This is a genomic window from Arthrobacter sp. TJ-270 (assembly GCF_058269075.1).
This window is the reverse complement of sequence record NZ_JBZCNB010000001.1, coordinates 935,037-959,761: the sequence shown is the minus strand read 5'-3', so window position 1 is coordinate 959,761 and position 24,725 is coordinate 935,037. Positions and strand designations below refer to the sequence as shown.

General features: G+C 64.0%; 29 protein-coding genes and 1 pseudogene. 13 read left to right on the top strand and 17 right to left on the bottom strand.

The window, feature by feature from the left end; genetic code table 11:
• Positions 1-17: 17 nt before the first annotated feature.
• Both AC4D2M_RS04585 and AC4D2M_RS04580 read right to left on the bottom strand, forming a co-directional pair.
• Positions 18-1,091, bottom strand: coding sequence for an Ldh family oxidoreductase (locus AC4D2M_RS04585; RefSeq protein WP_490890355.1), 1,074 nt, complete (start codon positions 1,089-1,091; stop codon positions 18-20).
• 85 nt (positions 1,092-1,176) lie between these two features.
• Positions 1,177-2,121 carry an AraC family transcriptional regulator gene (locus AC4D2M_RS04580; RefSeq protein ID WP_490890353.1) on the bottom strand — a complete coding sequence of 315 codons (945 nt, stop codon included), beginning with the start codon at positions 2,119-2,121 and terminating at the stop codon, positions 1,177-1,179.
• A gap of 81 nt (positions 2,122-2,202) precedes the next feature.
• Here AC4D2M_RS04580 and AC4D2M_RS04575 point away from each other — a divergent pair, with 81 nt between their 5' ends.
• Together AC4D2M_RS04575 and AC4D2M_RS04570 are read left to right on the top strand one after the other, a co-directional pair.
• Complete coding sequence (locus AC4D2M_RS04575) at positions 2,203-2,676, top strand: anthrone oxygenase family protein (RefSeq protein ID WP_490890350.1); 474 nt, start codon at positions 2,203-2,205, stop codon at positions 2,674-2,676.
• A 39-nt stretch (positions 2,677-2,715) separates the two neighbouring features.
• Positions 2,716-3,114 carry a RidA family protein gene (locus tag AC4D2M_RS04570; RefSeq protein ID WP_490890348.1) on the top strand — a complete coding sequence of 133 codons (399 nt, stop codon included), beginning with the start codon at positions 2,716-2,718 and terminating at the stop codon, positions 3,112-3,114.
• 9 nt (positions 3,115-3,123) lie between these two features.
• Here AC4D2M_RS04570 and AC4D2M_RS04565 read toward each other — a convergent pair whose 3' ends face one another.
• The 5 genes and pseudogenes from AC4D2M_RS04565 to AC4D2M_RS04545 form a co-directional block, all read right to left on the bottom strand.
• On the bottom strand, positions 3,124-3,786 hold the full coding sequence (locus AC4D2M_RS04565) for a class F sortase (RefSeq protein WP_490890346.1): 663 nt from the start codon (positions 3,784-3,786) through the stop codon (positions 3,124-3,126).
• A 16-nt stretch (positions 3,787-3,802) separates the two neighbouring features.
• Entirely contained in the window at positions 3,803-4,579 is a 777-nt protein-coding gene (locus AC4D2M_RS04560) for a hypothetical protein (RefSeq protein ID WP_490890344.1), read from the bottom strand.
• Positions 4,580-4,769: 190 nt separating this feature from the next.
• Positions 4,770-4,973, bottom strand: coding sequence for a PhzF family phenazine biosynthesis protein (locus AC4D2M_RS04555; protein WP_490890439.1), 204 nt, complete (start codon positions 4,971-4,973; stop codon positions 4,770-4,772).
• A 283-nt stretch (positions 4,974-5,256) separates the two neighbouring features.
• Positions 5,257-5,553: pseudogene (locus AC4D2M_RS04550) on the bottom strand (rhodanese-like domain-containing protein); the annotation flags it as partial.
• A gap of 251 nt (positions 5,554-5,804) precedes the next feature.
• Positions 5,805-6,701, bottom strand: coding sequence for a LysR substrate-binding domain-containing protein (locus tag AC4D2M_RS04545; RefSeq protein WP_490890342.1), 897 nt, complete (start codon positions 6,699-6,701; stop codon positions 5,805-5,807).
• 114 nt (positions 6,702-6,815) lie between these two features.
• Between AC4D2M_RS04545 and AC4D2M_RS04540 the strand changes: the two genes are divergently transcribed.
• The 4 genes from AC4D2M_RS04540 to AC4D2M_RS04525 all read left to right on the top strand — a co-directional run bounded on the left by AC4D2M_RS04540 (position 6,816) and on the right by AC4D2M_RS04525 (position 10,786).
• Positions 6,816-8,126, top strand: a complete 1,311-nt coding sequence (locus tag AC4D2M_RS04540) for a cytochrome P450 (protein WP_490890340.1) — start codon at positions 6,816-6,818, stop codon at positions 8,124-8,126.
• Positions 8,127-8,163: 37 nt separating this feature from the next.
• Positions 8,164-8,487: a 2Fe-2S iron-sulfur cluster-binding protein gene (locus AC4D2M_RS04535; RefSeq protein WP_490890338.1), complete on the top strand. Its 324-nt coding sequence runs from the start codon at positions 8,164-8,166 to the stop codon at positions 8,485-8,487.
• 3 nt (positions 8,488-8,490) lie between these two features.
• Positions 8,491-9,729, top strand: coding sequence for an NAD(P)/FAD-dependent oxidoreductase (locus AC4D2M_RS04530; RefSeq protein ID WP_490890336.1), 1,239 nt, complete (start codon positions 8,491-8,493; stop codon positions 9,727-9,729).
• Between the two features lie 118 nt (positions 9,730-9,847).
• Positions 9,848-10,786: a DUF368 domain-containing protein gene (locus tag AC4D2M_RS04525; RefSeq protein ID WP_490890334.1), complete on the top strand. Its 939-nt coding sequence runs from the start codon at positions 9,848-9,850 to the stop codon at positions 10,784-10,786.
• An 87-nt stretch (positions 10,787-10,873) separates the two neighbouring features.
• Here AC4D2M_RS04525 and AC4D2M_RS04520 read toward each other — a convergent pair whose 3' ends face one another.
• Together AC4D2M_RS04520 and AC4D2M_RS04515 are read right to left on the bottom strand one after the other, a co-directional pair.
• Positions 10,874-11,530: a hypothetical protein gene (locus tag AC4D2M_RS04520; protein ID WP_490890332.1), complete on the bottom strand. Its 657-nt coding sequence runs from the start codon at positions 11,528-11,530 to the stop codon at positions 10,874-10,876.
• A gap of 206 nt (positions 11,531-11,736) precedes the next feature.
• Positions 11,737-13,047: an MFS transporter gene (locus AC4D2M_RS04515; RefSeq protein ID WP_490890437.1), complete on the bottom strand. Its 1,311-nt coding sequence runs from the start codon at positions 13,045-13,047 to the stop codon at positions 11,737-11,739.
• A gap of 327 nt (positions 13,048-13,374) precedes the next feature.
• Here AC4D2M_RS04515 and AC4D2M_RS04510 point away from each other — a divergent pair, with 327 nt between their 5' ends.
• Positions 13,375-14,061 carry a DNA alkylation repair protein gene (locus AC4D2M_RS04510; protein ID WP_490890330.1) on the top strand — a complete coding sequence of 229 codons (687 nt, stop codon included), beginning with the start codon at positions 13,375-13,377 and terminating at the stop codon, positions 14,059-14,061.
• A 22-nt stretch (positions 14,062-14,083) separates the two neighbouring features.
• On the opposite strand, the gene AC4D2M_RS04505 is transcribed toward AC4D2M_RS04510, so the two are convergent.
• Together AC4D2M_RS04505 and AC4D2M_RS04500 are read right to left on the bottom strand one after the other, a co-directional pair.
• Positions 14,084-14,494, bottom strand: coding sequence for a VOC family protein (locus AC4D2M_RS04505; protein WP_490890328.1), 411 nt, complete (start codon positions 14,492-14,494; stop codon positions 14,084-14,086).
• A gap of 20 nt (positions 14,495-14,514) precedes the next feature.
• Entirely contained in the window at positions 14,515-14,946 is a 432-nt protein-coding gene (locus AC4D2M_RS04500) for a helix-turn-helix transcriptional regulator (RefSeq protein ID WP_490890327.1), read from the bottom strand.
• A gap of 167 nt (positions 14,947-15,113) precedes the next feature.
• On the opposite strand from AC4D2M_RS04500, the gene AC4D2M_RS04495 reads away from it, so the two are divergent.
• Positions 15,114-15,299, top strand: coding sequence for a PspC domain-containing protein (locus AC4D2M_RS04495; protein ID WP_490890325.1), 186 nt, complete (start codon positions 15,114-15,116; stop codon positions 15,297-15,299).
• Positions 15,300-15,392: 93 nt separating this feature from the next.
• On the opposite strand, the gene AC4D2M_RS04490 is transcribed toward AC4D2M_RS04495, so the two are convergent.
• The 6 genes from AC4D2M_RS04490 to AC4D2M_RS04465 form a co-directional block, all read right to left on the bottom strand.
• Positions 15,393-15,722 carry a hypothetical protein gene (locus AC4D2M_RS04490; protein ID WP_490890323.1) on the bottom strand — a complete coding sequence of 110 codons (330 nt, stop codon included), beginning with the start codon at positions 15,720-15,722 and terminating at the stop codon, positions 15,393-15,395.
• 76 nt (positions 15,723-15,798) lie between these two features.
• Positions 15,799-16,524, bottom strand: a complete 726-nt coding sequence (locus tag AC4D2M_RS04485; RefSeq protein WP_490890321.1) for a hypothetical protein — start codon at positions 16,522-16,524, stop codon at positions 15,799-15,801.
• Positions 16,525-16,648: 124 nt separating this feature from the next.
• The gene (locus AC4D2M_RS04480) at positions 16,649-17,590 is read right to left on the bottom strand and encodes a sugar kinase (protein WP_490890319.1); all 942 of its coding nucleotides are present in this window, start codon (positions 17,588-17,590) and stop codon (positions 16,649-16,651) included.
• A complete protein-coding gene (locus tag AC4D2M_RS04475; protein WP_490890317.1) occupies positions 17,587-18,216 on the bottom strand; it encodes a bifunctional 4-hydroxy-2-oxoglutarate aldolase/2-dehydro-3-deoxy-phosphogluconate aldolase in 630 nt (209 codons plus the stop codon). Before AC4D2M_RS04475 ends, AC4D2M_RS04480 begins: the two co-directional genes overlap by 4 nt.
• Entirely contained in the window at positions 18,213-18,968 is a 756-nt protein-coding gene (locus AC4D2M_RS04470) for an SDR family oxidoreductase (RefSeq protein WP_490890315.1), read from the bottom strand. Before AC4D2M_RS04470 ends, AC4D2M_RS04475 begins: the two co-directional genes overlap by 4 nt.
• Entirely contained in the window at positions 18,965-19,990 is a 1,026-nt protein-coding gene (locus AC4D2M_RS04465) for a zinc-dependent alcohol dehydrogenase (RefSeq protein ID WP_490890314.1), read from the bottom strand. The genes AC4D2M_RS04470 and AC4D2M_RS04465 overlap by 4 nt, the downstream gene beginning before the upstream one ends.
• 157 nt (positions 19,991-20,147) lie before the next feature.
• Here AC4D2M_RS04465 and AC4D2M_RS04460 point away from each other — a divergent pair, with 157 nt between their 5' ends.
• The 5 genes from AC4D2M_RS04460 to AC4D2M_RS04440 are packed head-to-tail and all read left to right on the top strand — an operon-like array spanning position 20,148 to position 24,655.
• The gene (locus AC4D2M_RS04460) at positions 20,148-21,158 is read left to right on the top strand and encodes a TRAP transporter substrate-binding protein (protein ID WP_490890313.1); all 1,011 of its coding nucleotides are present in this window, start codon (positions 20,148-20,150) and stop codon (positions 21,156-21,158) included.
• Positions 21,158-21,691, top strand: a complete 534-nt coding sequence (locus AC4D2M_RS04455; protein WP_490890312.1) for a TRAP transporter small permease — start codon at positions 21,158-21,160, stop codon at positions 21,689-21,691. Before AC4D2M_RS04460 ends, AC4D2M_RS04455 begins: the two co-directional genes overlap by 1 nt.
• The gene (locus AC4D2M_RS04450) at positions 21,688-22,995 is read left to right on the top strand and encodes a TRAP transporter large permease (RefSeq protein WP_490890310.1); all 1,308 of its coding nucleotides are present in this window, start codon (positions 21,688-21,690) and stop codon (positions 22,993-22,995) included. The genes AC4D2M_RS04455 and AC4D2M_RS04450 overlap by 4 nt, the downstream gene beginning before the upstream one ends.
• 20 nt (positions 22,996-23,015) lie before the next feature.
• Positions 23,016-23,849 (top strand): 5-dehydro-4-deoxy-D-glucuronate isomerase, encoded by an 834-nt coding sequence (gene kduI, locus AC4D2M_RS04445; protein WP_490890308.1) that lies wholly within the window; start codon positions 23,016-23,018, stop codon positions 23,847-23,849.
• Between the two features lie 8 nt (positions 23,850-23,857).
• Positions 23,858-24,655 (top strand): IclR family transcriptional regulator, encoded by a 798-nt coding sequence (locus AC4D2M_RS04440; RefSeq protein ID WP_490890306.1) that lies wholly within the window; start codon positions 23,858-23,860, stop codon positions 24,653-24,655.
• Positions 24,656-24,725 lie beyond the last annotated feature (70 nt).

Genomic DNA, 24,725 nt, shown 5'->3' with positions numbered 1-24,725 from the left:
GCACGCCTGGACCCGGATCAGAGGTGGAACGGGGCCTCGTTCCGGGCACAGATATCGCGGATGTGGCCGACCAGGGCGTCGCTGAGCGGGATGCCGGTGTTCAGCCGTTCCGCCCGTACAGTCCGCTCCATGTCGCCGGCCACGAGGACCGGACTATCCGGCGACGCGGGAGGTTCGGAACGCAGCGTGTCCAGGATCTGTGAGACCGACATCGTGAACTGTTCGGGCTCTCCGAAGAACCCGGGGTCGATGGCCAGGCAGAAGTGTCCTATGTCGTTCGGGTCCGCCGGCTCCCTCAGCGGAGCGAAGGTGGCACCGGCGAGTGCGCCTGCCAGAATCTGGACCATGACGGCGAGCCCGTAGCCCTTGTGGCTGGATAGCGCCTCGGTTCCTCCCAGTGGACTCAATCCGCCCTGCTGTTCACTGCGGAGCTGGCTGTAGGCAGTGTGTGAATCGGTGACGGGTTGGCCAAGACCATCGAGTACCCACCCGGCGGGCAGGGGCTGGTTGAGGTAGTCGTACACCTTCACCTTGTTCACTGCGACGGTGCTCGTCGACATGTCCAGGACGAACGGAACATCGGCGTCGGCGCTCGGCGCTGCGAACGCCAGCGGATTCGTCCCGAGGACAGGCCTCGACCCGCGGGTGGGGACCACGGACTTGGTGGGTGTGGTTGAGGTGACCAGCCCTAGCTGGCCGGCCTCGGCAGCGATTTTGGCGTAATGTCCCGCCGCGCCGAAGTGGTGGGAACGATGGACGGTGACCACCCCTACGCCGGTTTCCCTGGCCTTCGAGGTGGCAAGCTGCATCGCTGTCACCATCGCGGAGTGTCCCAGGTTGTGGCCGCCGTCGATCACCGCGGTTGATGTGCCCTCCCGCTCGATGACCGCGTCGGCGCCGGTGTTGAGTTTCCCGGCGTCGATGAGCTGCTGGTACATGGGCAGCATGGAGATCCCGTGAGAGTCGATCCCGATCAGATCCGTCTCCACCATCACGCCGGCGGTGGTTTCAGCTCTTTCTGGAGCCAAGCCCCAAGCGGACAGGACCGCGAGGATCTGTTCCCGTACGGTGTCTGCCGCGTATTGCTTCATAGCTGCCCCTCGTCATCGTGAGTGCTGATCTGCTTCCCAATTCATACACGGACAACACTAGGCGGGCGGGCTAGTGAATGCCCGCTTACGCAGGCGCAGCATATTTGCGACGGCGGTACTCGGTTGGGCTTACCCCAAACCTGCGCTTGAAGGCCGTGCTCAGCGAGAACGCGCTGCCGTAACCGATCTCGCCCGCAATCCGTGCCGTGGTGCGGTGCGGATCCGCGAGGAGTTCGCTGGCCAGAAGCATCCGCCAGTTGGTCAGGTATGTCATCGGCGGCTCGCCGACGGCGGAGCGGAAGCGAGCGGCCAGGGTGGCCCGCGAGACATGGAGGCGGCGGGCAAGCGATTCCAACGTCCACGGCTCGGCGGGCAGTTCGTGAAGCAGTTCCAGGGCCTTTCCGACGACGGAGTCGGCACTCGCCGACAGCCAGCCCGTCGCGCGTCCGGGGCGTGCATCGCTCCAGGCACGCACGGAGTGGACGAGGAGCACGTCCAGCAGCCGGTCAATCACGCTGCCCTGCCCGGGCGCATCCGTTCCAACCTCCTCCGCGAGGAGTTGCACCAGTGCGGGATTGACGGCGCCCGGGGGAACGACGGCGGTGCGCGGCAGGGCTGCCGTCACCGCGGAACCGATTTCAGCGTCGCTCTCGTAGGTGCCAATCAGCATGGTGGTCTCCCCGGCAGCGGTGTTCCCCCACGTGCGGACCCCGTGGCTCATGCTCAGGTGCACCGGCTCACCGACGAGGGTGGTGCACTCCTGTCCGGGATGAATAACGATGCTCGGCTCGCGGTCGGGCTCATCAGAAACGACGTAGGGCTCCGGCCCACGAACCAGTGCTATATCGCCCACACCAAGTGAGATTGATTCGCCATCCACCCCGAGCCACACTTGCCCCGACAGCACAGCCATCACAGTCAACGGAGCATGGTCCCTCACGTCCAGCGACCACGGAGGGGTCATAGCCACGCGTAGCGCGAAGGCCTGACGGGCATGCGGGCCGTCGAGAAAGCGAACGAGCGGATCCATGCCGCCTACGCTAGACGATTACGTATGGATTCACACAGCATAACTATGTGAAGTCTGAACTAATCACGGTGTGCTTGAGCCATGACTGCTCCTGACTTCCTTGAAACCGCCGCTACAACTGCAGCGGCGGTGTGCGCCGGGGCCACCGGCGGCGTCTACGTGGCGTTCTCCGCCATGGTCTTGCCCGCCCTCAACGTCCGGGCGGGGAGTGAAGCAATCGGCGCAATGCAGCGGATCAACGTGCTTGCGGTCCGTCCACCGTTCATGGCCCTCTTCTTCGGGGGCGCACTCGCCTCCGTGGTCGCAGGGGTGACCGCCGGGACCTCAGGGTCGCCCATGCTGCGGCTGACCGGTACGGCACTGTCCTTGGCGAGCTTCGGTGTGACGATCGCCGTCAACGTTCCGCTCAACAACGCGCTTGCCCGTGTGCCTGTCAGAAGCGTGGGCCCGGATGTATGGCGAACGTTCGAGCGTCCCTGGGGCCGCGCAAATACCGTGAGAGGCATCCTGGCGCTCGCCGGTGCGGCAGCACTCGCAGGTTCCCTGACGGGGTGACGCGTGGACCGCGCTCCATAACTACGTAAGGTGAACCCCATGCAACCGAACGAACCGAACATCAAGCAGATCAACGCAGACGGGCTGATGCCTCCTCGGGGGAAGTACAGTCACGTCGCTATCGCTCATGGCACCGCCTATATTTCCGGACAGTTGCCGGTGAACAGTGAGGGGAAACCGGTCACCTCCAAGACCTTCGCAGTGCAGGTCGAGCAAACTCTGCATAACCTCGATGCCTGCCTGGTATCTGCAGGACTTCACCGCTCCGGTCTGGTCCAGGTGAGGGTGTACCTCACGGACATGTCCGACTGGCCCGCGTTCGACGAAATCTATGGCGAGTGGATCGGTTCGCATCGTCCTGCTCGAGCTGTCGTGGGGGTGAGCGCGCTCAACCACGGCGCGGCCATTGAACTGGAAGCCACCGCCGTCGTCGTCTGAGGATTCGTTCTATTTCGTGGCGACCAGAGTTGCATAGACAACGAGGTTGTTCACGAACTCCCCGGTTGATTCGGTGAATCCGTCGCAGGTAATCAGGCGCAGTTCCGCATCATCCACGGGGAAGTAGACGGCTTTGGTGGGAAAGTCGTCCTTGGGGTAAAGCTCGCTTTTGTAGACCTCAAAAACGGCCGTGGAACCGTCTTCACGGGCAACTTCGATCTGATCGCCGTTCTTCAACGCTTCCAAGTTGTAGAAGACACCGGATTCATCCTCGGTCGAGTTCACGTGCCCCAGTAAAACCGATGGTCCAAGCTCTCCGGGTGTCGGGGAACCCGTGTACCAGCTGGCAGGCGCGCCTTCGTGGTCGGGCGGAACTTCGAGTGTGTTGTCTTCACGCAGCCCGGTTTCGATGATGCCGCCAGTGCGTTCGAGCGCCGGTATGGCAAAACTGACCGGTGGTGATGCCTCCATCACCCGCACCTCGTCGGCTTGCTCGGTGCTGCCCGGTGCCGGGGCACTTGAAGCTTCCGCGGAGGGGCTCGCGGCTATTGGCGAGTTCGTCGCGATCTCGTTGTCGCCGGTAACCGGAGAGGCACAGCCAACCGTCAAAAGTATGAGAGCCGCCGCCCCCGCTGCGAAGCGGGAGCGGCGGCTCGTCGTACCCTGGATCATGGGTTAGTTGCTGGTCCTAGTGGTCAGCGACCATGCGGCGACGAACAGCGTAGGCTGCACCGGCTGCAGCGAGCAGGCCCGCTCCACCAAGGGCAAGCATGCCGGCGTCGTTGGCTCCAGCGTTTTCGCCGGCAGCAACAACTTCAACGCCCGTGTCGGCTCCGCCTGCAGGCTGCATCTGCAGCGGTCCGCACAGGGCCGGTGCAGTTGCCGCAAGCGGCAGTGATTCGGCTCCGGGCAGTGTGCTCATCTTTTCGGTAGCTGCGGGTGGCTGAGTAGCGGGATCCAGGCCGTGAACAACAACGACACCGGTTCCGTTAGCCAGGGCGTCCTGGGTTTCCTGGTTCAGTTCGAATGTGCGCTCGTAGGTGTAGCTGCTGCCTGAGGGAGCAGCCGAAATGGCCGTGGCGGCGTCAGGTCCGGTGCTGCCCTCGAGGGAGAGGGTAGTGCCGACATTGCCGTATGCGGGCACACCTTCAGGGGTGTTGATGATGCCGTCGCCGTCGGCGTCATCAGCCATGGTTGGGCAGACGCCCTGACCACCGATGTGAATGTGCTGCACATGGGGGAAAGGTCCGTCCATGAACGTTTCCGCGAGGCCGGATGCCTTGACCGTGACGGTCGCCTGGGCGCCGTTGACCTCGATCCAGGCTGAACCTGTTGCACCGCTATTGTTGAGCTGGTTCAGCGTCGTGGAATAGGAGCCGGCGGCGTGGTCGGCCATGGCTGGAGCACCGGCCATAGTGGTAAGTCCGAGTGCGACGGCGGGAGCGATCAGTAGTGCTTTCTTCATCAGAGTTGCCTCCTCATAGAATCCTGCGGATGGTCTCGCCGGCACATACGGTCTGGTTGGAGCTGTGGGATGCGCGGTGTGCGTGCGAGTAGGGTTTCCCCTGTGACCCGACAGTGCCACAGGACCTCACCCCACCGATAGAAAGCTAGCTGATCGTTATGGTGCTGTTATATACGGATGGGGCGATGAATCAGATCTCCGCAGTGCCCTGGAAGCAGGTGGTCGTGGCGCCGCCCACCCAGACGGTGCCGTCGTCATCGGCGGGGATCGTGATGTCTCCGGCCCTGCCCAGCCGGGTCCCCTGGGAAACCCGGTACGCGGACGGAACCTCGCCGGCTCCGGTCAGCCACTGACCCACGGAGGCGTTCATGCTTCCGCAGACCGGGTCCTCCACGATGCCGAGCGGCAAATGACAGGATCCCGTTCCCCCGCCGGACGTTGATCAGGCCCGCGGTGCACTCCTGCACGATGTCGTCGCGCCGTGGACAGGTTGGTCCACCGCGCGACGCGCTGCATCGCTACATCGCTGCATCGCTACATCGTCCAGTCCTTCACCATCCAGTACGACGGCGACTGGGTTGCCAAGGTAGGGAGTCGGAGAGAACACATCGACCTGAGCAAAGGGACGGGAAGAAGTCAGGCAAAGAAGTTTGTCATCCGTTGTCCTTGTCAGGCGACTATTCGGGCGCACCTTCCACGGGGCGGGCTTGCTCGCGCCAGGCCTTGAACCCGCCGTCGAGGTGGGCGATGTTGCTGTAGCCGAGCTTCTGCAGGGTTTGGGTTGCTGAGGCGGAGCGGCCGCCTGAAGCGCAGTAGAGAATGTTGCGGTTGCCGGGGTCAATCTCCGGGCGATGATAGGGGCTGGCGGGGTCGGCCCAAAACTCGAGCATGCCGCGAGGGGCTGCGACGGCGCCCGGAATCATCCCGTCTCGTTTGATTTCCTCCGGCTCGCGGAGGTCGATGAGGGTGGTCGACCCGGACTCAAGTCCTGAGCGACTTCCTCCACGGACAAATTGCTGATCTGACTCTTAGCCTCAGCCACCATCTGCTGGGCGGTGGTATTCATTGCGGTCCTTCCAGGGGGATGTGGTAGCACTCAACGTAGTCCTCAAGGGGCCTCCCGAACATACGTTTCAGAGGCGAATTTCGCGATCCCTCAGCGCAAGGATTCACGGCCATTCGGGGCACGGTAGTGCAGGGTCCGGGCCTTGCGATTCCGGCGCTGTTACGCGTGAAGCTCGAGTGCGAGGTCAACCATGGCCGCAGCACTTTGGGACGGCCTGATGTTTCGGGGCCACACGATGGAGACCGGGATGCTTCGGACGCTTGGTTCGATCGGACGGACCCCGAGCGGCCGGCCCTCGTAGGTCTGGTTCCCGGCAGGTTGTTGGATCAGGATCGCGTAGCCCATTCCGCGCCCCACAAGTGACCGGGTGACCTCGTAGTCGGTGGTCCGGAACCGGATGTTCGGCTGGAGGCCCGCGCTCGAGAACATCATCATGGTGTTTTCGCGGCTTGGATCGACGTCCAGAAGGATCATGGGTTCATCGGCCACGTCCTTGAGTCCTAGCGAAGATCGTGAGGCCAGTGGGTGGTCGGCCGCCAGGACAATGGAGGGTGCGGCGTCGTAAAGCCGCTGGCGCTGAAGTCCGGCAGGTAGGGAAAGGTCATAGGCGACGGCGAGGTCCAGGCGACCTGAGAGGAGGCGGGTTTGGATCTCGGACTGCGGGCCATCGAAGAAGTCCAGTTCCACCAACGGATGACGCTGGCTGAACTGATCAATCAACCCCGCAAGGACAGTCGGTGCAAGCGTCAGGTAGCACCCAAGAGTGAGAGCACCGCGCAGCTCAGTACCGGCGTCGGCCGCATGCAGCTCCAGATCGGAAGCCGCGTTCAGGAGGCCCTTCGCGCGATCGAGAACGTACCGGCCCGCGGGCGTGAGCGTTACACCGTGGGCCTTGCGACGGATGGTCAGTTGCGCCCCGAATACCCGTTCGAGGCTATTTAGAGCGCCGGAGATAGCGGACTGCGAGACGTGAAGAGATTCGGCCGCGGCCGTCAGGCTTCCGTGTTCGGCGACAGCAACGAACGCGTCGAGTTGTCGGAGTGTATATCTGGTCACGAACACCTCGCTAAAACCGTGGATGCTACTCGTAAACTTGTACTTTACCCGATGATATGAACGACCTCACACTGGGTTAAGACAAAGCAGTGTCGCTCAGGTAGGAGATCACCGATGATCCAGGGAAATCAAGAAACCCAAGGCTGTCCCTTCAGCGGGGCTTTGCCGGAAGACCCGGCTGAACGGGCCGCAGCGCTGGCTTCGCTTCCCGCGGACCACGCCGGCTCGGTGGTGGAAGGGGCCCCCGAGTCCGCCATGGAGCCGCCCGTCGCCGACTGGGTCACCATCCCGGACCTGTACCGCGATCCTTTCCCGATCTACCGGCGGATGCGTGAGGAAGCGCCCGTGCACTGGGTGCCCGCCGTCAATCGGTACATGGTGACCAGCTACGCCGCCTGCCACACGATCGAGCAGGACGCCGGCGTCTTCTCGGCCAACGAGACGAACTCGCTCATGAAACGCGCGATGGGGCACTCCATGCTGCGCAAGGATGATCCTGAACACAGGGTCGAACGGGACTCCTACGGGAGCACACTCCGTCCGGGCACCATCAAGAAGCACTGGGCGGCGATCTTCGAGGAGAACAACCGCAAGTACCTGGATGAACTCCTCGCCAAAGGGCCGGGATCTGACTTCGTGTGGGACTATGCAGCACCTTATGCCGCGGAGAACCTCCGACTCATCTGCGGATTCCACAACTCCACGCAGGAAGACCTGCAGCGCTGGAGCCAGTCCATGATCGACGGGACGGGCAACTATGCTGATGATCCCGACGTCTGGGCCAAGAGCGAGACGGCGTCAGCCGAGGTCGACGCGGCGATCGATGACATGATCCCGTACCTGTCGAAGAATCCTGACCACTCTCTCCTCTCCGGATTGGCCTCCATGCCGATCCCGCTCGAAGCCATTCGGGCGAACCTGAAAATGACGATTGGCGGCGGTCTCAACGAGCCGCGTGATGTCTTGGCGACGACGGTGTGGGCGCTGCTCTCAAACCCCGCGCAACTGTCTGATGTGCTGGCGGATCCCAAGCTGTTCCCCGTCGCGTTCGAGGAATCGGTGCGGTGGGTTGCGCCCATCGGGATGTACCCGCGGCAAACCACACGCGAGACCGTCCTGGAAGGCGTGCGCCTCCCGGCAGGTGCCCGTCTCGGCGTGGTACTCGGTGCGGCCAACCGCGATCCCGCAGTTTTCGAGGACCCCGAGTCCTTCAACATCCACCGTCCCAAGAAGCCGCACCTTGGCTTCGGCGGCGGCGAGCACTTCTGTGCCGGCACCTGGATTGCACGGGCCCAGGTGGCGCAGGTCGCCATGCCTGCCCTGTTCGAAAGCCTTCCCGGCCTGCGGTTGGACCCCGACAACGCGTCAATCGACGCCGGCTGGGTCTTCCGCGGTCTGATCAAGATGCCGGTCCTCTGGAACTGACCGGCCGTTTCGTTACCCCCATTTCCTAAGGAGCATCATGCCTACCATCACCTATGTCCAGCCCACCGGACAGTCCGAAACCGTCACCGTTGACGAGAACACTTCACTGATGCGCGCCGCCGTCGTCAATGGCGTGGACGGCATTGTGGGCGAGTGCGGCGGACAGGCGATGTGCGCCACCTGCCACGTCTACGTCCGTCCCGAATTCCGCGACGCGCTTCCTGAAATCAGTGAGGATGAGGAGGAAATGCTGGACTGCACGACGGCGGAACGCACCGACAATTCCCGCCTCGGCTGTCAGGTGCGCATCGGTGCGGAACTGGACGGCATCGTCGTCGACGTCCCTTCGGATCAGGTGTAGACCGTGAGCGTCGTTATCGTCGGCGCAGGCCACGCCGGGCTGCAGACAGCCGACTCCCTCCGTTCCGGCGGTTACACCGGGTCAATCACCATCCTCGAGGGTGAGCAGGGCCTCCCATACCAGAGGCCGCCGCTGTCCAAGGACTATCTCGCCCCGACAGGCAACCCGGCGCCCTTGCCGCTGCGACCGGCGTCGTTCTATGCCGACAAGGACATTGACCTGCGAGCCGGCGTCGCTGCGACCGAAATTCACCGCGACGCCAAGACGGTCGCCCTCTCAGACGGAACGGTCCTCGACTACGAGCATCTTGTCCTCGCTACGGGCGCGCGGAACCGGGAGCTCTCGTGTGCCGGAGTCAATCTCGGGGGAGTCCACTACCTGAAAACGCTTCAGGACGCTCAACTGCTCCACGGCGCGCTCCGGAAGGCTCGGTCCGTGGTTGTTGTGGGTGCGGGTTTCATCGGTCTGGAGTTCGCCGCGGCCGCCCGTGCCCATGGGTGCGCTGTGACTGTCCTGGAGTTCGCACCTCGTCCGATGGGGCGCGCGTTAAGTCCGACGACGGCGGAGTGGTTCACAGCCGTCCATCAGGAAAATGGGATTCAACTATGCCTGAACGAGGGCATCGGCCATTTTGAGGGCGGCCCGGATAGCCGCGTCAGTTCCGCCGTCTCAACGGCCGGGAACGAATATCCGGCCGATCTTGTCGTAGTGGGCATCGGCGTCGTACCGAATGAGGACATTGCAGCGCGCGCCGGCCTGCCTAGCGGCAACGGGATACTGGTGGACTCGGCGCTCAAGACCTCGGACCCGGTAATCCTCGCCATCGGCGACTGCGCGAGTTTCCCCAGCCTTCATACCGGAACGGTGTGTCGGCTGGAGTCCGTGCAGAATGCTGCCGCTCACGGCCGCCATGCAGCACAAACCATCCTCGGCGCGTCAAACGACTACACAGAAACTCCCTGGTTCTGGTCCACCCAGGGTTCTCTCCGCCTCCAAATGGTGGGGATGGCCAGTGCAGACGACGAAACCCTGGTCATCGGCGATCCAGGCGCTGCGAGTTTCTCCGTTCTTTGCTACCGCGGGGGGCGTCTTGTGGCGGTCGAATCCGTTAACGCGCCGTCGGATCACATGGCAGCCCGCAAACTGCTCGCCGCTGGTGTGGGCCCTTCTCCCGCGGAGGCCGCCGCAGCCGGATTCAGTCTGAAAGCCTACGCACGGCTTGCCCTGCTCAGCCCTGCGTAGACCTTTTTTCAATCACCGCATCATTGGGCAGCCGGCTCACTGCGTAGTTGGTCACAACTGGGTCCTTTCGGGGCATTCGGTAGCTGCAGGTTCGAGGACCTCACGTACGGTAAAAGGGATGAGTCACGTACCCGCATCCAGCGCACCTGCACCTTCGAGGGGATGGGGTCGATCACTTCCTGCCATCCTTCAGGGGGTGCTGATGGGCCTCGTGGAACTGGTACCCGGGGTGTCCGGAGGCACCCTCGCGCTGGTCCTCGGGATTTATGACCGCCTGATCGTCTCCGCTAACCATGTTGTCCGGGCAGCGACCTCTCTTGTGGGTAGGCGGGGTCGAACGCTGGCCGTGGCCCACCTCAAGCAGGTCGAGTGGGCGCTGGTCCTTCCGCTCCTCGTCGGCATGGTTCTGGCTCTGTTCATGTTGGCGGGGCGTCTCCACCACTTCGTGGAGACTCAACCCGTCAACTCACGGGCGCTCTTCCTGGGCATGGTGCTCGCGAGCCTGCTGGTGCCGGCGACCATGGTTCAGAGGCTGACGCCGCCCGGGCGAGGTCCTTTGATCCGCAACGCCTGCGTTGTTCTCGCTGTGGCGGCTGTGGTTTTCCTCCTCCTCGGCATCCCCGCGGTGCAGGTGGAAAAACCGACATGGTGGGTACTGCTCATCAGTGGCGCGGTGGCTATCTGCGCACTCGTGCTGCCCGGATTGTCGGGTTCTTTCGTCCTTCTTACCGTGGGAATGTATGAGCCGACCCTTGAGGCGGTGAGTACCCGGGACCTGGGCTACATTGCCCTTTTCGGTGCCGGCACGGTTGTGGGGCTCGCAACCCTGGTTCGGGCTCTTGCCTATCTCTTGCGCGAACACCGGCGCCCCACGCTGGTGATTGCCACCGGTTTGATCCTTGGTTCCCTTCGGGCGATTTGGCCGTGGCAGGACGGTACGGCGCTCCTTGCCCCAGACCCGAATAACTGGGCCTGGCCCCTCATGGCCGCGGCGGCCGGCGCCGCGACGGTAACTCTCCTTTGGTTGCGTGAGCATCGGGCGATCCGGCTCTCCTAGCCTCCCGATCAATCGCCAGAGACAAGCAATCGGCCCACCTCCCCTATAGGGGTGGTGGGCCGAGAGCTGAGCGCTGGGACTCTGTTGTTACCGGTTGTCGATGAGGTTGGCGTTGTCGACCTTGCGGTGGAATCGCATTCCGGCCAGGCCGCCGAGGACCGCACCGGCGAGGGCTACGATCGCGGCGATGAGCGCGGAGATGATTCCTGTTGTGGTCAGATTTTCCGCGTTAGGGATCTGCGGGAAGGTGTTGACCTGCGCGAGGATGTTGAACTGGTCACCGGCGATTGCGCCGAGGATGCCGACGATGATCGCGATGACGATTGCCCACACCCACACGGCAATGCCCTGCTTCACGCCGTTGAACCGGGCCATCCGGCCGGCGACATAACCGCCGCAGAAGTAGGCGAGGAACAAGATGATGGCCAGGATGATCGCCCCAATGATTCCGGCGGTCTGCGGATCGGGTGCATCCGCATTTGTTGCGTTGCCGATGATTGCGCCGAATGCTGCGGCCAGTGCGGTCAACAGCACTGCGGTTCCGGTGGCGGTGAGCCAGCCGAAGAAGGCCGAACCAATCTTGACGCCGCCGAACTGTTCTTTTTCCCGTTCCAGCAGGTGATCCCGCTGGTCCCGGTCGATGTCGTTGCGCCGGGTGTCGTCCCGGTCGTCGTCGAGGCGCCGGGTGTGGTCCGGGTCGTTGTCGTCCGGCCCGCTGTGGGCGGATCCTGCGCTTGTGCTCATGGTCTCTCCTGGGGGCTTATTCAGTGCTAGTGGATGGAATTCGCTAGTTGACGGCCTTCGGATATCGACGTCGTACTTAACGGTAGTTCCAAAAGAGCCAGATAGGAAGCACGCTTATTACTAGTTAGCCTGCCGAAGTGGCCGTTCGACAGCGCAGAATCTCCTCACCCGGGCCATACGGCACGGTTGCGGTGCCAGCGGCTTCGTCACGGCGTAAGCGTCCCCGGGCTTTCGGCCGCCGCCCGTGCATATGAAGCTGACACCCGACGGTAGACCGGAGTCGCGAACGCCAGCAATGCGGCAGCAATAATGGTGAGCCCCGCGATCAGGAACACGAGGGCTATGCCGCGGGAGGTTCCCTCCCCGAGTAGCGGGGCCAATTGGGCTGCGCCTTCTGCTGAGCGGGCGTACGGGATGATCCAGATCTGGGCGATGGGCGCGATGAGGAACGCGGTAATGGGTGCGGCGGCGGACTCGAGAGCCATTGCAAGCCCGAACACCCGCCCCTGACGGTGCAGGGGCACGACCCGCTGGATGACCGTTTGCTCGGCGGCCTCGATAAATGGAATCAGAACCAGGTACAGCCAGATGCCGGCGATGTAGAGCCATGCCCACTCTCGGATCGTGAAGACCGCGCCGATAACTCCCATCACCACCACAGCGACGAGCATGGTCCGCAGCGGATTGGATCCGAGGCCAAACTTGGCGATCAGGGCGCCGCCCACAATGAACCCGGTGGCGCCGAGCGCGAAGAAGGTTCCCCAAAGCTCCACGGGGAACAACTCCAGCCCGTACGGGTCCATCAGCGCCATGTAGACGCCGCCCACGAAGTTGTTGAATGTGGAGAACAGGATCAGCGCGAAGAGGCCCGAAATAGCCATGACGGCCGCCCAGGAGCCGCGTAGGTCGAAGCTCCCGTGTGCGTCTGTGGCGGCGGCACGTATCTCTTCGGGCATGCGCAGCGTGAGCAGATGCGCGAACGCAAGCGCCGTCAGGACGAGGGCGACAACGATCGTCCAACCCATGCCGAGCAACCCCACCGACAGCCCGGAAAGCACCGAGGTGATAATGAACATCAGCCCCTGCACCAGCCCAACCATCCCGTTGGCGTTGGCCCGCCGGTCCGGCTCGATGAGGATGGAGACCGTGGTGGAAAGGGCGATGTTCCGCATGTTCTCCACGACCGCCCCGATCAGGATGATCAGCGTAAAGACCCAGAACCAGGGTTGTCTCAGGTCCAACAGACTGGTTCCGGGGGTGAGCAGGAACATGATCCCGGCGAGCAGGAACATCACCAGGGTGAATGCGCCGGCAAAACGCATCACTGCGAGCTTCCGGTAGCGGTCCACGAACGTGCCGAAACTGATGCTCGACAGGGCGATCAACAGCATGTATGCGCCGCCGATCACCCCGGTGGCAATCACGTTTCGCGTCTCCAGATAGGCCCAGAACGTGAGGGCGAACCAGAGGTAGCTGGTGGTGATGTTCGCGACGCCGGTGTTCACGAGGATCCCCATGAAAGTGCGGAACCTTTCCGCCGGGCTGCGGAGCGATGTGTCAATGACGTCGTCGTCCGGCGGCCGCGCGGTGCCACCGCTACCGGCGCGGATAGAGGGAATTGTCACGTCCGCGGAGAGGTCCGCACCGTGGGAAACCGCACCGGCCTCGAGCGGAGCCGGATCCTGTCCGGTCATGCGCATCAGTTTACTCAGAAGCCCCGACGGGGCCAGTAGCTTCCGAACCCTCACCGCCGGTAAATGCGGTGTCGTAATTCAGGCGGCCAGGGAAGCTCCTTCGGTCGGCAGCGCCTCTTAAGCTGGTTGGACCGACGACTGGAGGCTGACATGATCACGACAGCGAGTGAGACGACGGTGGACGAGGTGCTGGCCGAGCTGACTGCCCTCGAAGACCCCAGGATCCGTGAGGTGAATGAGAAGCACGGCGATAACCATGGGGTCAATCTCACCAAGCTGCGGGCGCTGGCGAAGCGGCTGAAGACCCAGCAGGACCTCGCGCGTAAGCTCTGGGCGACTGGTGACTCTGCAGCGCGACTACTGGCGCTGCTGATCTGCCGGCCGAAGGATTTCGGACGCGATGAACTGGACGCGATGCTTCGACAAGCACGCACGCCCAAGGTGCAGGACTGGCTCGTGAACTACGTGGTGAGGAAGTCACCACATGCTGAGGATCTGCGGTTGGCATGGTTCAACGATGCGGATGCAGTGGTGGCGAGTGCGGGTTGGGCGCTTACCTCTGAGCGGGTAGTGAAGAAGCCCGAGGGCGTCGACCTTGAGGGGCTGCTCGACCTCATTGAGGCGCAGATGAAGGATGCCCCCGAGCGGTTGCAGTGGGCTATGAACACGTGCCTGGCGCAGATCGGTATCGGGCATGCCGAGTACCGTGACCGTGCGCTCGAGATCGGTGAGCGGCTGGAAGTGCTCAAGGACTATCCGACACCGCCCGGTTGCACGTCACCGTACGCGCCGATCTGGATCGGCGAGATGGTGCGGCGGCAGGGCGCAAATAGCTAAGTAGGAGTCCTGCCGCCGAAGCTCAGTCGAGTTGATTGATGCGGATGAGGTTCCCGGCCGGGTCGCGGAAGGCGCAGTCGCGGACTCCGTAGTCCTGGTCGGTCGGTTCCTGCACGACGTCGGCGCCTGCAGCCTGGAGCCGGTCGAACAGTCCGTCGAGGTCGTCTGTGGCAAGGGTGATGGCGGAGTAGGCTCCTTTGGCGATGAGCTCCAGAATCGTGCGGCGTTCATCGTCGGTGATACCGGGATCTACAGCGGGTGGGTGCAGCACTATCGAAGTACCCGGTTGTCCGGCCGGCCCGACGGTGATCCAGCGCATGTCCTCGTAGCCGACGTCGTTGCGGACATCGAATTCGAGAATGTCGCGGTAGAAGCTCAGTGCTGCGTCAGCGTCGGTGTGCGGGAGGAAGGTGTAGTGAATGGTGATGTTCATGCGCATCACCCTAGACTCGGCTACCGGCGGCTCGCTTCTTGATTCCTGACCGGTCTGGTTGCCTGCCTGGCCAGGCAGGGCGGGATTCCCTCGATGTGGTCGTGCTCACGGCGGTAGACGCTCGGCGGGACGCCGACCAACTCGGTGAACCGGGTGCTGAAGGTGCCCAGCGAGGATGAACCAACCGCGAAGCACACCTCGGTGACGGTGAGGTCTCCTCGGCGCAGGAGGGTCATCGCTCGTTCGATTCGCCGGGTCATCAGATACGAGTAGGGCGACTCCCCGTAGATGCGCTTGAACTCACGGCTCAGGTGACCGGCCGACATATGGGCACCGCGAGCCAGTGCTTCGAGGTTGAGCGGTTGGGCATACTCGCGGTCGATGCGGTCGCGGACGCGTCGCATGACGGCGATATCACGCAAACGTTGCGCCTCAGCGCTTCCAATCCCCATGGGATTCATCTTTCCACGGTGGCCATTGATCAGGAATGGAGAAGCATCACTCAAGAAGATCGCAGGCCGAGAAAATGATCGCGGCCCAGGTCAAGAAGGCAGTGAACCAGGGCGGCGTGCGGGCACCCGGGGTTCCCTCTGTTCCACCGGAGGCGTAGAGTCGCCGCATGGCTGGCACACTCGTTCGTCCCCGTAGCGGCAAAGTAATAGCAGGAGTCTGCGCGGCTCTTGCGACCGGGTTTGGGCTGCCCAAGTGGCTCGTCCGGCTCGGATTCGTGATCTTCGGATTGGTAGGAATTGGGGAGTTGGTCTACATCATTCTGTGGATCGTGCTTCCCAAAGAAAACTACTGATCCAGTAGCGTGCGGCAGACCTGATTAGCGGTCTCCCACCGAACGCCCAGGCGGGCTATCTCGCGGCCTCTGGTGCCCGGGGTGCGGTCGCGGTCAGTCTTCGACGAGAATTGCTTCCAGGATGTCGATGACCTGCGCCCGCTGTATCGCGCAGTTCGAGGCCGGCCATCCCGTGTCCGCGAAAACGCGGCCGACGTCGGTGCTGGCATCCCATTCCACCTCGTCGTTCGCGTTGAGGCGGTACACATTGAATATGATTGGTCGGCCCTGCGCCAGGCGGCGTTCGGCGATGGCCGCGATACGCTCTGCAGCCTTCCGGGGTGTGGAGAGGAACTGCCCAGCAGCAATGCCCACCTTCACCTCCCATAGCTTGCCCGTAAGGGAGGGAATGGTCTGGAGCTGTTCGATCATTTGTGCCGTCATGCCCGGTATGTTTGCCACGGTTCGCACTCAGTTACACGGTGATGGGAACAATTCGATTACGGCGGGCAGCGTGCTCTTAACCACCGCCCGGGCCGGTACCCGGGTTCATAGGCACAGGTAATTCAGTCGGAGGGGACCGGTGCAATACACGCGTCTCTTTTGAACGCCAGAGGAGCCAGCCCCACCAGAGCTGAGCACCACCGAGGAGTAGTGCGGACAACACCCCGAGGACAGGCAGGAACGGCCCCTCAAGGGCGAAGAAGGCCGGGCCGCCCAAGGCCAGGAGGATGCCGGCGCCGCGGGGGAAGACGCGAGCACGTGCAGCCGCTATGCCCAGGATGGTCAAGCCGATCGGCCATCCAAGGAGGAGTATCGCCACACCGATCATCGTCGGAGTGGTGAGCAATGGGCCGTCCAGGGCAAGGAGTTCCGGAGCATCGGTTGCGAGGATGGGAAACGCGATCGCTTCCAGCCCCATGACCGCGGACCCGCCAACGCTGCCCGCCAGGCTCGCGGCCAAAGCGGCTTGACCCCAGCGGCCGAGCTGGTTGTGGTGTGCGGCCACTATGCCGCAGGCCCCCACGAATGCCAGCGCTATCGCGATCAGAAGAGCGAGGTGAATGGCGGTCCACAGAGGGGTGCCCTCAACGGACTCACTCACGGAGTTGGTGAGGATATTGGGATGCAGCGGCGTGGTGGCCGCCACCAATAAGCCGCTGATCGCCATGCAACCGGCCGAGACTCGAAGCGGAACCCGTACTACCGGCACGCCATTGGGCTCCCGCGGCTGAGGGCTGGACATTCTGAATCATCCCCTTACGGGTGCTGAAGCAGTCTGCGCCGGACACCAATGTCCGGGCTTGTGCACATGCTGATCCCGCTGGCGGTATAAGTCAAGAGCCTGCTTTGTACTCCGCGGTAGAGAGTTAGCGTTGCACGGGGTCGCCTTCTCCGAGCAGGCGCGCGATCGCGCTCCGGTCAGGGGCGGACTCCCAGTCGCCCGGCGCCGTGCACGCAATTGCACCGCACGCGGCGGCTGTGCGTAGACGCTCGCCCAATGAGGCACCGCCGACGAGCTCGGCAAGGTAACCGGCGACAAAGGCATCGCCGGCACCGACCGTATCGACGGCCTGCACCGGAAATGCTGGCTGCTGGGCGGTGCGACCGTCGGCGAGCGCAAGGGCACCGTCGGCGCCGAGCTTCACGATCGCCTGCGTCGGACCCAGCCTGGTGATCGCCTCAACCTGCGTAGCCGGCTCGCTTTCGCCGGTAAGCAACTCCGCCTCGTCGTCGCCGGCGAACACGATATCGGCGCGGGCAGCGATCTCGCGATATGCGGCAGCGGCTGTTTCGCTACTCCACAGCCGCGAGCGGTGGTTCACATCGAAGGAGACAAGCGTGCCGCCCTCCACCGCCGCATTGATCGCGGCGTCCAGCGCTGCCCGTGGTCCGGCACCGAGCGACGCCGTGATACCCGTAATGTGCAGGATCCGCGCTTCGCGGATGAGGGTCATGTCCAACTGCTCGGGTGAGAGAAAGGAGCCCGCGCTGGCTGTCCGGTAGTAGGAGATGGCGCTGGAGCCCGCCGTCGGGCGCTCCTTGAGCATGAGGGCAGTCGGAGCATTCGGGTCGCGGGTTGCTGCGGCGTTCACGCCCTCGGCCCGCAACTGTCGTTCTATCAGGCGGCCCAGAGCGTCATTACCAAGACGGCCCATCCACGTGGCGGGCACGCCGAGGCGAGCGAGGCCGATCGCGACGTTGCTCTCGGCGCCACCGAAGCTCAGGTCCATTGAAGGTACGAGCTCAAGTCGACCGATGCGGGTGGCGACGAGCAGGCCGAGAGACTCACCGATCGTCACGACGCTCACTGTTCAGCTCCTCGGCTCGTCTCGGTGTGAACTGCAACGGCTTCCCGGGCAGCTTCGGCTACAGCATCAGCGCCGGCAGCAATCCGGTCCGGTGAGGCGATCCAGGAACCACTCGCCGCAAAGACGGCCGGATGCTCCAGGTACTCGCGGAGGTTGGTGGCACTGACGCCGCCACTGGGCATGAAGCGCACGCGAGGGAACACCGGGGCGAGCGCGCCGATGAGCGCGAGACCGCCCGCGACGCCGGCGGGGAAGAGTTTCATCCGCTCGAGGCCGAGACGGAGGCCGCGCTGAATTTCGCTTGGCGTCATCACGCCGGGAAGCACCGGGACACCGGCGTCGAGCGCACCCTCGACGATTTCCTCGTCAAGACCTGGCGCGACGATGAATGCGGCACCCAGGTCGAGCGCACGGCGCAACTGTTCGGGGTCGAGCACCGTGCCTGCGCCGACAAGAACGTCGCCTCGGGCGGCAATGCGCTCGATCGCCGACATTCCGTAGTCGTTGCGTAACGCGACTTCGAGCACCGGCAGGCCGCCGGCAACAAGCCCGTCCGCGAGAAGGTCGGCTTCCTCGGCGCTATCAACTGTCGCAAGCGGGACGACGCCGCTGAGTTCGACCTTCATCGCGCCATCCACCCGCCGTCGACCGGGAGCGTTACTCCGGTGACGTAGGCAGCTGCCGGACTCGCGAGGAACACTGTCGCGCCCTGGAGGTCCTCGGCGTCACCCCAACGGCCGGCTGGGATGCGCTCGAGGATCGCCTGTGAGCGTTCCTCGTCGGCGCGCAGCGCCACGGTGTTGTCGGTGGCGATGTAGCCCGGCGCGATCGCGTTCACGGTGACACCGCTCGCGGCCCACTCATTGCTGAGAGCTTTCACCAGACCGGCGATGCCCGACTTCGCAGCGGTGTACCCGGGCACATTGATGCCGCCCTGGAAGCTCAAGAGGCTCGCGGTGAAGACGATGCGCCCGTAGCCACGCTCGAGCATGCCGGCTGCGACGGTCTGCGTGAGCACGAACTGATTGCGCAGGTTGACGTCGAGCACCTCGTCCCACCACTCGAGTGGATGCTCAGCTGCGGGGGAGCGGCGGATGGTCCCGGCATTGTTGACCAGGATGGCGGCACGGTCCCGCACCGAAGCGCCGAAGGTTGTGACGGCGTCGCGGTCGCGGAAGTCGACGGCGTAACCTTCGAAGCTCCGTCCCAGTTCGCGAACGCGCGTGCCGATCGCGCCGCCGTCGGCCTCCTGGCTGGCGGATGCTGCGATGATGTCGGCGCCGGCCATTGCAAGCCCCTCCGCCATCGCAAAGCCGATGCCGCGCCGGGCGCCGGTGACGACGGCCGTGGTGCCGGTCAGGTCAAATGAGATGGTCATGCGCGAACTCCCTGTACGTCGACGAGAATCTTCATTGCGGACGCTGAGAGCAGTGCCTCGAACGCTTCCGAGGTGTCATCGAGCGGCACGATGCGGGTGATGAGCGCATCCGCCGGCACCGCGCCGGAGGCAAGCAGTTCGACGGCGCGTTCAAAGTCCTCGCGCTCGTAGACCCGCGCACCGAGCACCTCAAGCTCCCGCCAGAAGATGCGGTGGAGATCCACGGGCACCGGTTCGGGGTGAATCGCAACGAACACCACGCGGCCCCGGGTGCGTGCGTGGCGGGTGGCATCCAGGGCGGTGCCGCGGGTCCCCGCAACTTCGAAGACGACGTCGGCGCCGGCACCGTTGGTCTGCTCTTCGACCACGGCGGCGAGGTCGCCCGCGATGGGATCGACGACGGTGGCGCCCTGCTGGGCAGCGAAGGCGCGGCGGTCGGCGTCGGGCTCGGCGAGGATTACTTCCGCGCCGGCGGCGCGGGCCACGACGGCGATGAGCTGGCCGATGGGACCGCCACCGATGACGACGGCGGTCTCGCCTGACGCGAGCCGTGAGCGTCGCACATCATGTACCGCGACGGCGAGAGGTTCGACGAGTGCTGCGTGCTCAAGAGAGACGCCATCGGGGAGCGGGACCACAAGGGAGGCAGGCACCGTCCACTGCTCCTGCAGTGCGCCGGGCGAGTCGATACCGACGAAGTCGAGGCGCTGACAGATGTGCTGGTGGCCGGCAATGCAGGAAGCGCACTCCCCACACCAGCGCAGCGGCATCACCGTGACCGGCTGACCTGGCGACAGCGACTCCACCCCCGGCCCGACTTCGCTGATAACGCCGCTCATCTCGTGGCCGATCACTGCAGGCATGGCCACCCGTGAATCCATGTGGCCCTGCACTATGTGTAGGTCGGTGCCGCAGATGCCGTTGTATGCCACGCGGATCGTGACCTCTCCGGCGGCTGGCGGTTGGGCTTCGGCGTCGACGACCTCTATCTGCCGGTCGCCGGTGTATCTCGCTGCTCGCAATGCCATCTCCTTCTCTTGTTCCCTGAACCATAGATGAAACTTCGTTCCAGCGAAAGTTCCGTCTGGCGTAACTCGGTTCTATCTGGTTATAGTAGGCTCTGGCTTCGCCGGTGGTGCAAGTCACATCACCCGCAAACTACTCGACGAGGAGATACCTATGCAGGGACTAAGGAAGGTAGGCGCCTTGAGCGCCGCCGCGATCATGGCATTCGGATTGGCTTCGTGCTCAGCCGCCGCAGGAGAAGACGGCGAGTCACAGACGGTCTTGCGCGTGGCATTCAACCAGGACGTCAACCATCCGCAGGCGCAGGCGCTGACGGAGCTCTCCGACGAACTCGAGGCCCAAACCGACGGACGGTACGCGCTCGAGCTTTACACCGATGAGACGCTCGGTGACCAGGCCGCGACGATCGAGCAGGTGCAGTCCGGCACGATCGATCTCGCCGTTGTCGCAGGCAGTCTGCTGGAAAACTTCGAATCGGACATCTCCGTTGTCAACCTGCCCTACCTGTACGAGTCGCCCGAGCACCAGATGAGCGTGCTCAACGACCGCGAGGTTGTCGGGGAGCTGTACGACACACTGCTCGACGACAACATCAAGGTCCTCACCGCGTACCACGGTGGTGTCCGCAACGTGTACTCAAGCGTCGGACCGGTCGAGACGCCCGCTGACCTCGATGGTCAGAAGATCCGTGTGATCGGTTCGGACACCAACGTGCAGATGATGAAGCTGATGGGCGGCGTCGGCACGCCGATGGGCCAGGGCGAGGTCTACACGGCAATCCAGTCGGGTGTTCTCGACGGCGCGGAAAACAACGAGCTCATCTACTCGACGCTTTCCCACGATGAGATCGCACCGTACTACTCCCGCACCGAGCACCTCATGCTGCCCGACTATCTGGTCACCAGCCCGACCGTCTGGGACGGCATCTCGGAGGAGGACCGAGCGGTCTTCGAGGAGCTGCTCGCCGGTTCAGTCGAGACCGAACTCGAGGCGTTCGGCTCCGCCGTCGAAGAGGCGACCGCAGCGGCTGAAGAGGCCGGCGCAGAGTTCAACGAGGCCGACGTCGAGGCGTTCCGCGAGGCAACCCGTCCCCTGCACGAGGAGCTCGTCACGTCCGACCTTGCGCAGACCGTCTACGACGCCATCGAGGCGGCGCGCAGCTAATGGCACCCGGGAAGCTCATGACGACGGCGCGGGCATGGCTCGATGGCGTGCTCCGCACGGGTTGCGTCGCCCTCTTTGCGTTGCTGGTGCTGCTCGTAACGTGGCAGGTCTTCACCCGCCTCGTGCTCGGGCAGCCCAGCGCGTGGTCCGAGGAGGCTGCGCGACACACTTTCGTGTGGGTGAGCCTGATCGGCATCGCTATCGCGGTGGGCGAGAAGGCTGACGTCATCATGGACTTCCTGGTGGCACGGCTGCCCGTGCCGATCCAGCGAATCGCCGACCTCGTTGCCTACCTCGCAACGCTCGCCTTCGTGCTGTACGTGATGGTGTTCGGCGGCATACAGCAGGCCATGCTCGCCTGGGGGCAGCAGAATCCGCTGCTGCCCCTCACGCAGGGCCAGCTTTACCTGTCTCTGCCGGTGTCCGGCGTGCTGCTCGCGATCTACCTGACCATACATATCGTCGGAACGTTCTCGAGCCGGTATGCCGGCCATGAGGACCGCGACGAGGACCTTGAGGCGGCGGCTCTGTGATTGATCCCGGTACCATCAGCGTCATCCTCATCGGCGGGCTAGCGTTGCTGCTCGCGGTTGGCGCCCCTGTCTCCATCGCGATCGCACTGCCGTCAGCTCTGTGCATGCTGTTGATCGTGGACTTCGAGCGAGGCGCTATCACCTCGGCGCAGCAAATGGTCGGCGGCGCCGACTCGTTCGCGCTGCTTGCCATCCCGTTTTTCATCCTGGCCGGCGTGATCATGAACAACGGCGGCATCGCCGAGCGGCTCATCAATCTGGCTCGGGTGCTTGTGGGCCGCACACCGGCGCCGCTGGTGCAGACCAACGTCATCGCGAACGCTATCTTCGGTTCGGTCTCCGGCTCGGCAGTCGCCAGTGCCGCCGCCATCGGCTCCACCATGGCACCGATGCAGCGGAAGGCGGGCTATGACCGCGCTTTCAGTGCCGCAGCGAACATTGCCTCTGCGCCAGCCGGGATGCTGATCCCGCCCAGCAATACGCTCATCGTCTATTCGCTCGCTGCCGGCGGCACGTCGCTGGGCGCGCTCTTCGTCGCGGGCTACATTCCGGGTGTCCTGTGGGCGCTCGCTTGCGCGGCCGTGGGGTTCGTCTACGCGCGCCGGCACCCGGAGCTCCGGGGCGAGCCGTGGCCCAAGTTCTCGGCCTTCCTGGTCACGTTCGGCCGGGCCGTTCCGTCGCTGGGCTTGATCGTGGTGGCGATCGGCGGCATTGTCGCCGGCTTCTTCACTCCGACCGAGGGCTCGGCAGTGGCCGTGATTTACGCGTTGCTTCTCTCGTTCCTTTACCGCACCATCTCGGTAGCGGACCTGCCGCGCGTGCTGTTCGACGCCGCCCGCACCAGCGCGATCGTTATCTTCCTGATCGCAGTGTCCACCATCATGTCCTACGTCATGACCTACGCACGGCTGCCGCAGCTGATCGCGGAGACACTGTTCGGGTGGACTGATTCGAAGATTGTTGTCCTGCTGATCATGATGCTCGTGCTGCTGTTGATCGGCATCCCGCTTGACCCGACGCCGGCGATCCTGATCTTCACGCCGATTTTCCTGCCGATCGCGGTCTCCTATGGCATTGACCCCGTGCATTTCGGAATTGTGATGGTCTTCAACCTCTCCATCGCCGTGATCTCGCCGCCGTCCGCCCCGGTGTTGTTCGTCGGCACCCAGGTCGCGAAGGTCAAGCTCGAGCCGGTTATCGTCAAGTTGATGCCGTTCCTGGTCGTGCTCATCGCGCTCTTGTTCGTCATCGTCTTTGTCCCCCAGCTTTCCCTGTGGCTCCCCGGCCTCATGGGCCTGCTCTGACCCTCACCGGAAGGAACCTTATGACCGCCGTCTACGGCCCCACATCTCCCGAGCAAATCCCGGGCGCCACGCAACAGCAGCTGCGTGATCGCTATCTAGTCGAGGACCTATTCGTGCCCGGCAGTGTACGAACCGTCGTCACCCACTACGACCGCGTGGTCGCCGTCGGCGCTGTGCCGACGGAAGCGCCGCTGGCGCTCGAGACGGTGCCGGAGATCCGTAGTGAGCAGTTCCTGGACCATCGCGAGATCGGCATAGTCAACATCGGTGCGGCCGGCACCGTCCACGCCGACGGAGAGAGCCACGCAATGGCGACCGGCGCATGCCTGTACCTGGGCCGCGGTGTGAAGGACGTTTCTTTTGAGTCCGACGACGCCGCCACCCCCGCCCGCTTCTACGGCTTCTCCGCACCGGCGCACGCCAGCTACCCCACCGCGCTCGTCGAACCCGGGCAGGGAACCGTGCGTGAGCTGGGGGATCCGCTGACTTCTAACCGCCGCACAATCAACCAGTACATCCATGAGAACGGTGTGCGCAGCTGCCAGGTGGTCATGGGCGTGACGCAGCTGCATCCCGGCAGCATGTGGAACACGATGCCCGCGCATACGCATGACCGCCGGACCGAGTTCTACGTCTACTTCGATGTCCCCGAGGAAGCGCGCGTTGTGCACCTCATGGGTGAGCCGACCGAGACCCGCCACATGCTGGTGGGCGACGGGGGACTGGTGCTGTCGCCGTCGTGGTCGATCCATTCGGGCGTCGGAACGTCGAACTACTCCTTCGTCTGGGCGATGGCCGGAGAGAACCAGGCCTTCGACGATATGGATGGCGTCGCGATTGTGGACATGAGATGATGCGGGCCATGACCGTGGACCGCAGGGAGCTCGACACCAGCCCGGCGCCGTCGATGGGCGCGAGTGAGAAGACGCTGCGGGTTCTCGAGGCCGCGATCCTGTACGACCGCTTCACGGACATCGTCGAGGAGACGAAGCTGCCGAAGGCGACCGTGCACCGGATCCTCGCGACCCTCTCCGAGCTGAACTTCATCACCGGCGACAGCGAGCGCGGCTACCATCCCGGGTCCCGCCTCCTCGGTATTGCAGGCAGGGCCATCTCGCGACTCGACATCTCTTTCATCGCGGAGCCGATCGTTGACGCGCTCGTCCGGGAAGTGGACTGCACCATCCATGTAGGCGTCGCCAACGGTTTCGAGATGGTCTACGTCATCCGCAAGGATTCAACGAAGCCCTACCGGATGGCCTCCCGCGTGGGCTTGTCCATGCCGATGCACTGCTCGGGCATGGGGAAAGCCGTGCTCGCCAGTTGGACACCGGAGCAGGTGGCCCGACTCGTCGCTGAGGTCGGCCTGCCGGCACGCACCGACAAGACCATCACTGTTGCCGAGCAACTGCATGCCGAACTCGACAGGGTGCGGAAGCGCGGCTACGCACTCGACCTCGGTGAGAACGAGCGCGGCACCGTGTGCGTCTCAGCCCCGATCCGTGACCACCTCGGCCGGGTGATGTACGGCCTGTCAATCTCATCGCTCGAACTTGAGTATCCGGGCTCGAGCATCGAGCAGTTCGCTCCGCAGGCGGTCGCGGCCGCGGACGCTATCTCTCGAGCCTTGGGTTCCTCAGTGGAGCGTGCCAGCGCGTAGTCTCGCTGGATGGCTGTGGAGAGTCCATTCTGCGTCCGTAATCGATCAGAGACCGGTATCGCGAGGTCCG

Excerpts from the sequence above, each read along its gene's own strand:
- AC4D2M_RS04585 (WP_490890355.1), bottom strand. The coding sequence starts at position 1,091 with ATGAAGCAATACGCGGCAGACACCGTACGGGAACAGATCCTCGCGGTC.
- AC4D2M_RS04580 (WP_490890353.1), bottom strand. The coding sequence starts at position 2,121 with ATGGATCCGCTCGTTCGCTTTCTCGACGGCCCGCATGCCCGTCAGGCC.
- AC4D2M_RS04575 (WP_490890350.1), top strand. The coding sequence starts at position 2,203 with ATGACTGCTCCTGACTTCCTTGAAACCGCCGCTACAACTGCAGCGGCG.
- AC4D2M_RS04570 (WP_490890348.1), top strand. The coding sequence starts at position 2,716 with ATGCAACCGAACGAACCGAACATCAAGCAGATCAACGCAGACGGGCTG.
- AC4D2M_RS04565 (WP_490890346.1), bottom strand. The coding sequence starts at position 3,786 with ATGATCCAGGGTACGACGAGCCGCCGCTCCCGCTTCGCAGCGGGGGCG.
- AC4D2M_RS04560 (WP_490890344.1), bottom strand. The coding sequence starts at position 4,579 with ATGAAGAAAGCACTACTGATCGCTCCCGCCGTCGCACTCGGACTTACC.
- AC4D2M_RS04540 (WP_490890340.1), top strand. The coding sequence starts at position 6,816 with ATGATCCAGGGAAATCAAGAAACCCAAGGCTGTCCCTTCAGCGGGGCT.
- AC4D2M_RS04535 (WP_490890338.1), top strand. The coding sequence starts at position 8,164 with ATGCCTACCATCACCTATGTCCAGCCCACCGGACAGTCCGAAACCGTC.
- AC4D2M_RS04525 (WP_490890334.1), top strand. The coding sequence starts at position 9,848 with ATGAGTCACGTACCCGCATCCAGCGCACCTGCACCTTCGAGGGGATGG.
- AC4D2M_RS04520 (WP_490890332.1), bottom strand. The coding sequence starts at position 11,530 with ATGAGCACAAGCGCAGGATCCGCCCACAGCGGGCCGGACGACAACGAC.
- AC4D2M_RS04515 (WP_490890437.1), bottom strand. The coding sequence starts at position 13,047 with ATGGGGATCCTCGTGAACACCGGCGTCGCGAACATCACCACCAGCTAC.
- AC4D2M_RS04510 (WP_490890330.1), top strand. The coding sequence starts at position 13,375 with ATGATCACGACAGCGAGTGAGACGACGGTGGACGAGGTGCTGGCCGAG.
- AC4D2M_RS04505 (WP_490890328.1), bottom strand. The coding sequence starts at position 14,494 with ATGAACATCACCATTCACTACACCTTCCTCCCGCACACCGACGCTGAC.
- AC4D2M_RS04500 (WP_490890327.1), bottom strand. The coding sequence starts at position 14,946 with ATGGGGATTGGAAGCGCTGAGGCGCAACGTTTGCGTGATATCGCCGTC.
- AC4D2M_RS04495 (WP_490890325.1), top strand. The coding sequence starts at position 15,114 with ATGGCTGGCACACTCGTTCGTCCCCGTAGCGGCAAAGTAATAGCAGGA.
- AC4D2M_RS04490 (WP_490890323.1), bottom strand. The coding sequence starts at position 15,722 with ATGACGGCACAAATGATCGAACAGCTCCAGACCATTCCCTCCCTTACG.
- AC4D2M_RS04485 (WP_490890321.1), bottom strand. The coding sequence starts at position 16,524 with ATGTCCAGCCCTCAGCCGCGGGAGCCCAATGGCGTGCCGGTAGTACGG.
- AC4D2M_RS04475 (WP_490890317.1), bottom strand. The coding sequence starts at position 18,216 with ATGAAGGTCGAACTCAGCGGCGTCGTCCCGCTTGCGACAGTTGATAGC.
- AC4D2M_RS04470 (WP_490890315.1), bottom strand. The coding sequence starts at position 18,968 with ATGACCATCTCATTTGACCTGACCGGCACCACGGCCGTCGTCACCGGC.
- AC4D2M_RS04460 (WP_490890313.1), top strand. The coding sequence starts at position 20,148 with ATGCAGGGACTAAGGAAGGTAGGCGCCTTGAGCGCCGCCGCGATCATG.
- AC4D2M_RS04455 (WP_490890312.1), top strand. The coding sequence starts at position 21,158 with ATGGCACCCGGGAAGCTCATGACGACGGCGCGGGCATGGCTCGATGGC.
- kduI (WP_490890308.1), top strand. The coding sequence starts at position 23,016 with ATGACCGCCGTCTACGGCCCCACATCTCCCGAGCAAATCCCGGGCGCC.
- AC4D2M_RS04440 (WP_490890306.1), top strand. The coding sequence starts at position 23,858 with ATGACCGTGGACCGCAGGGAGCTCGACACCAGCCCGGCGCCGTCGATG.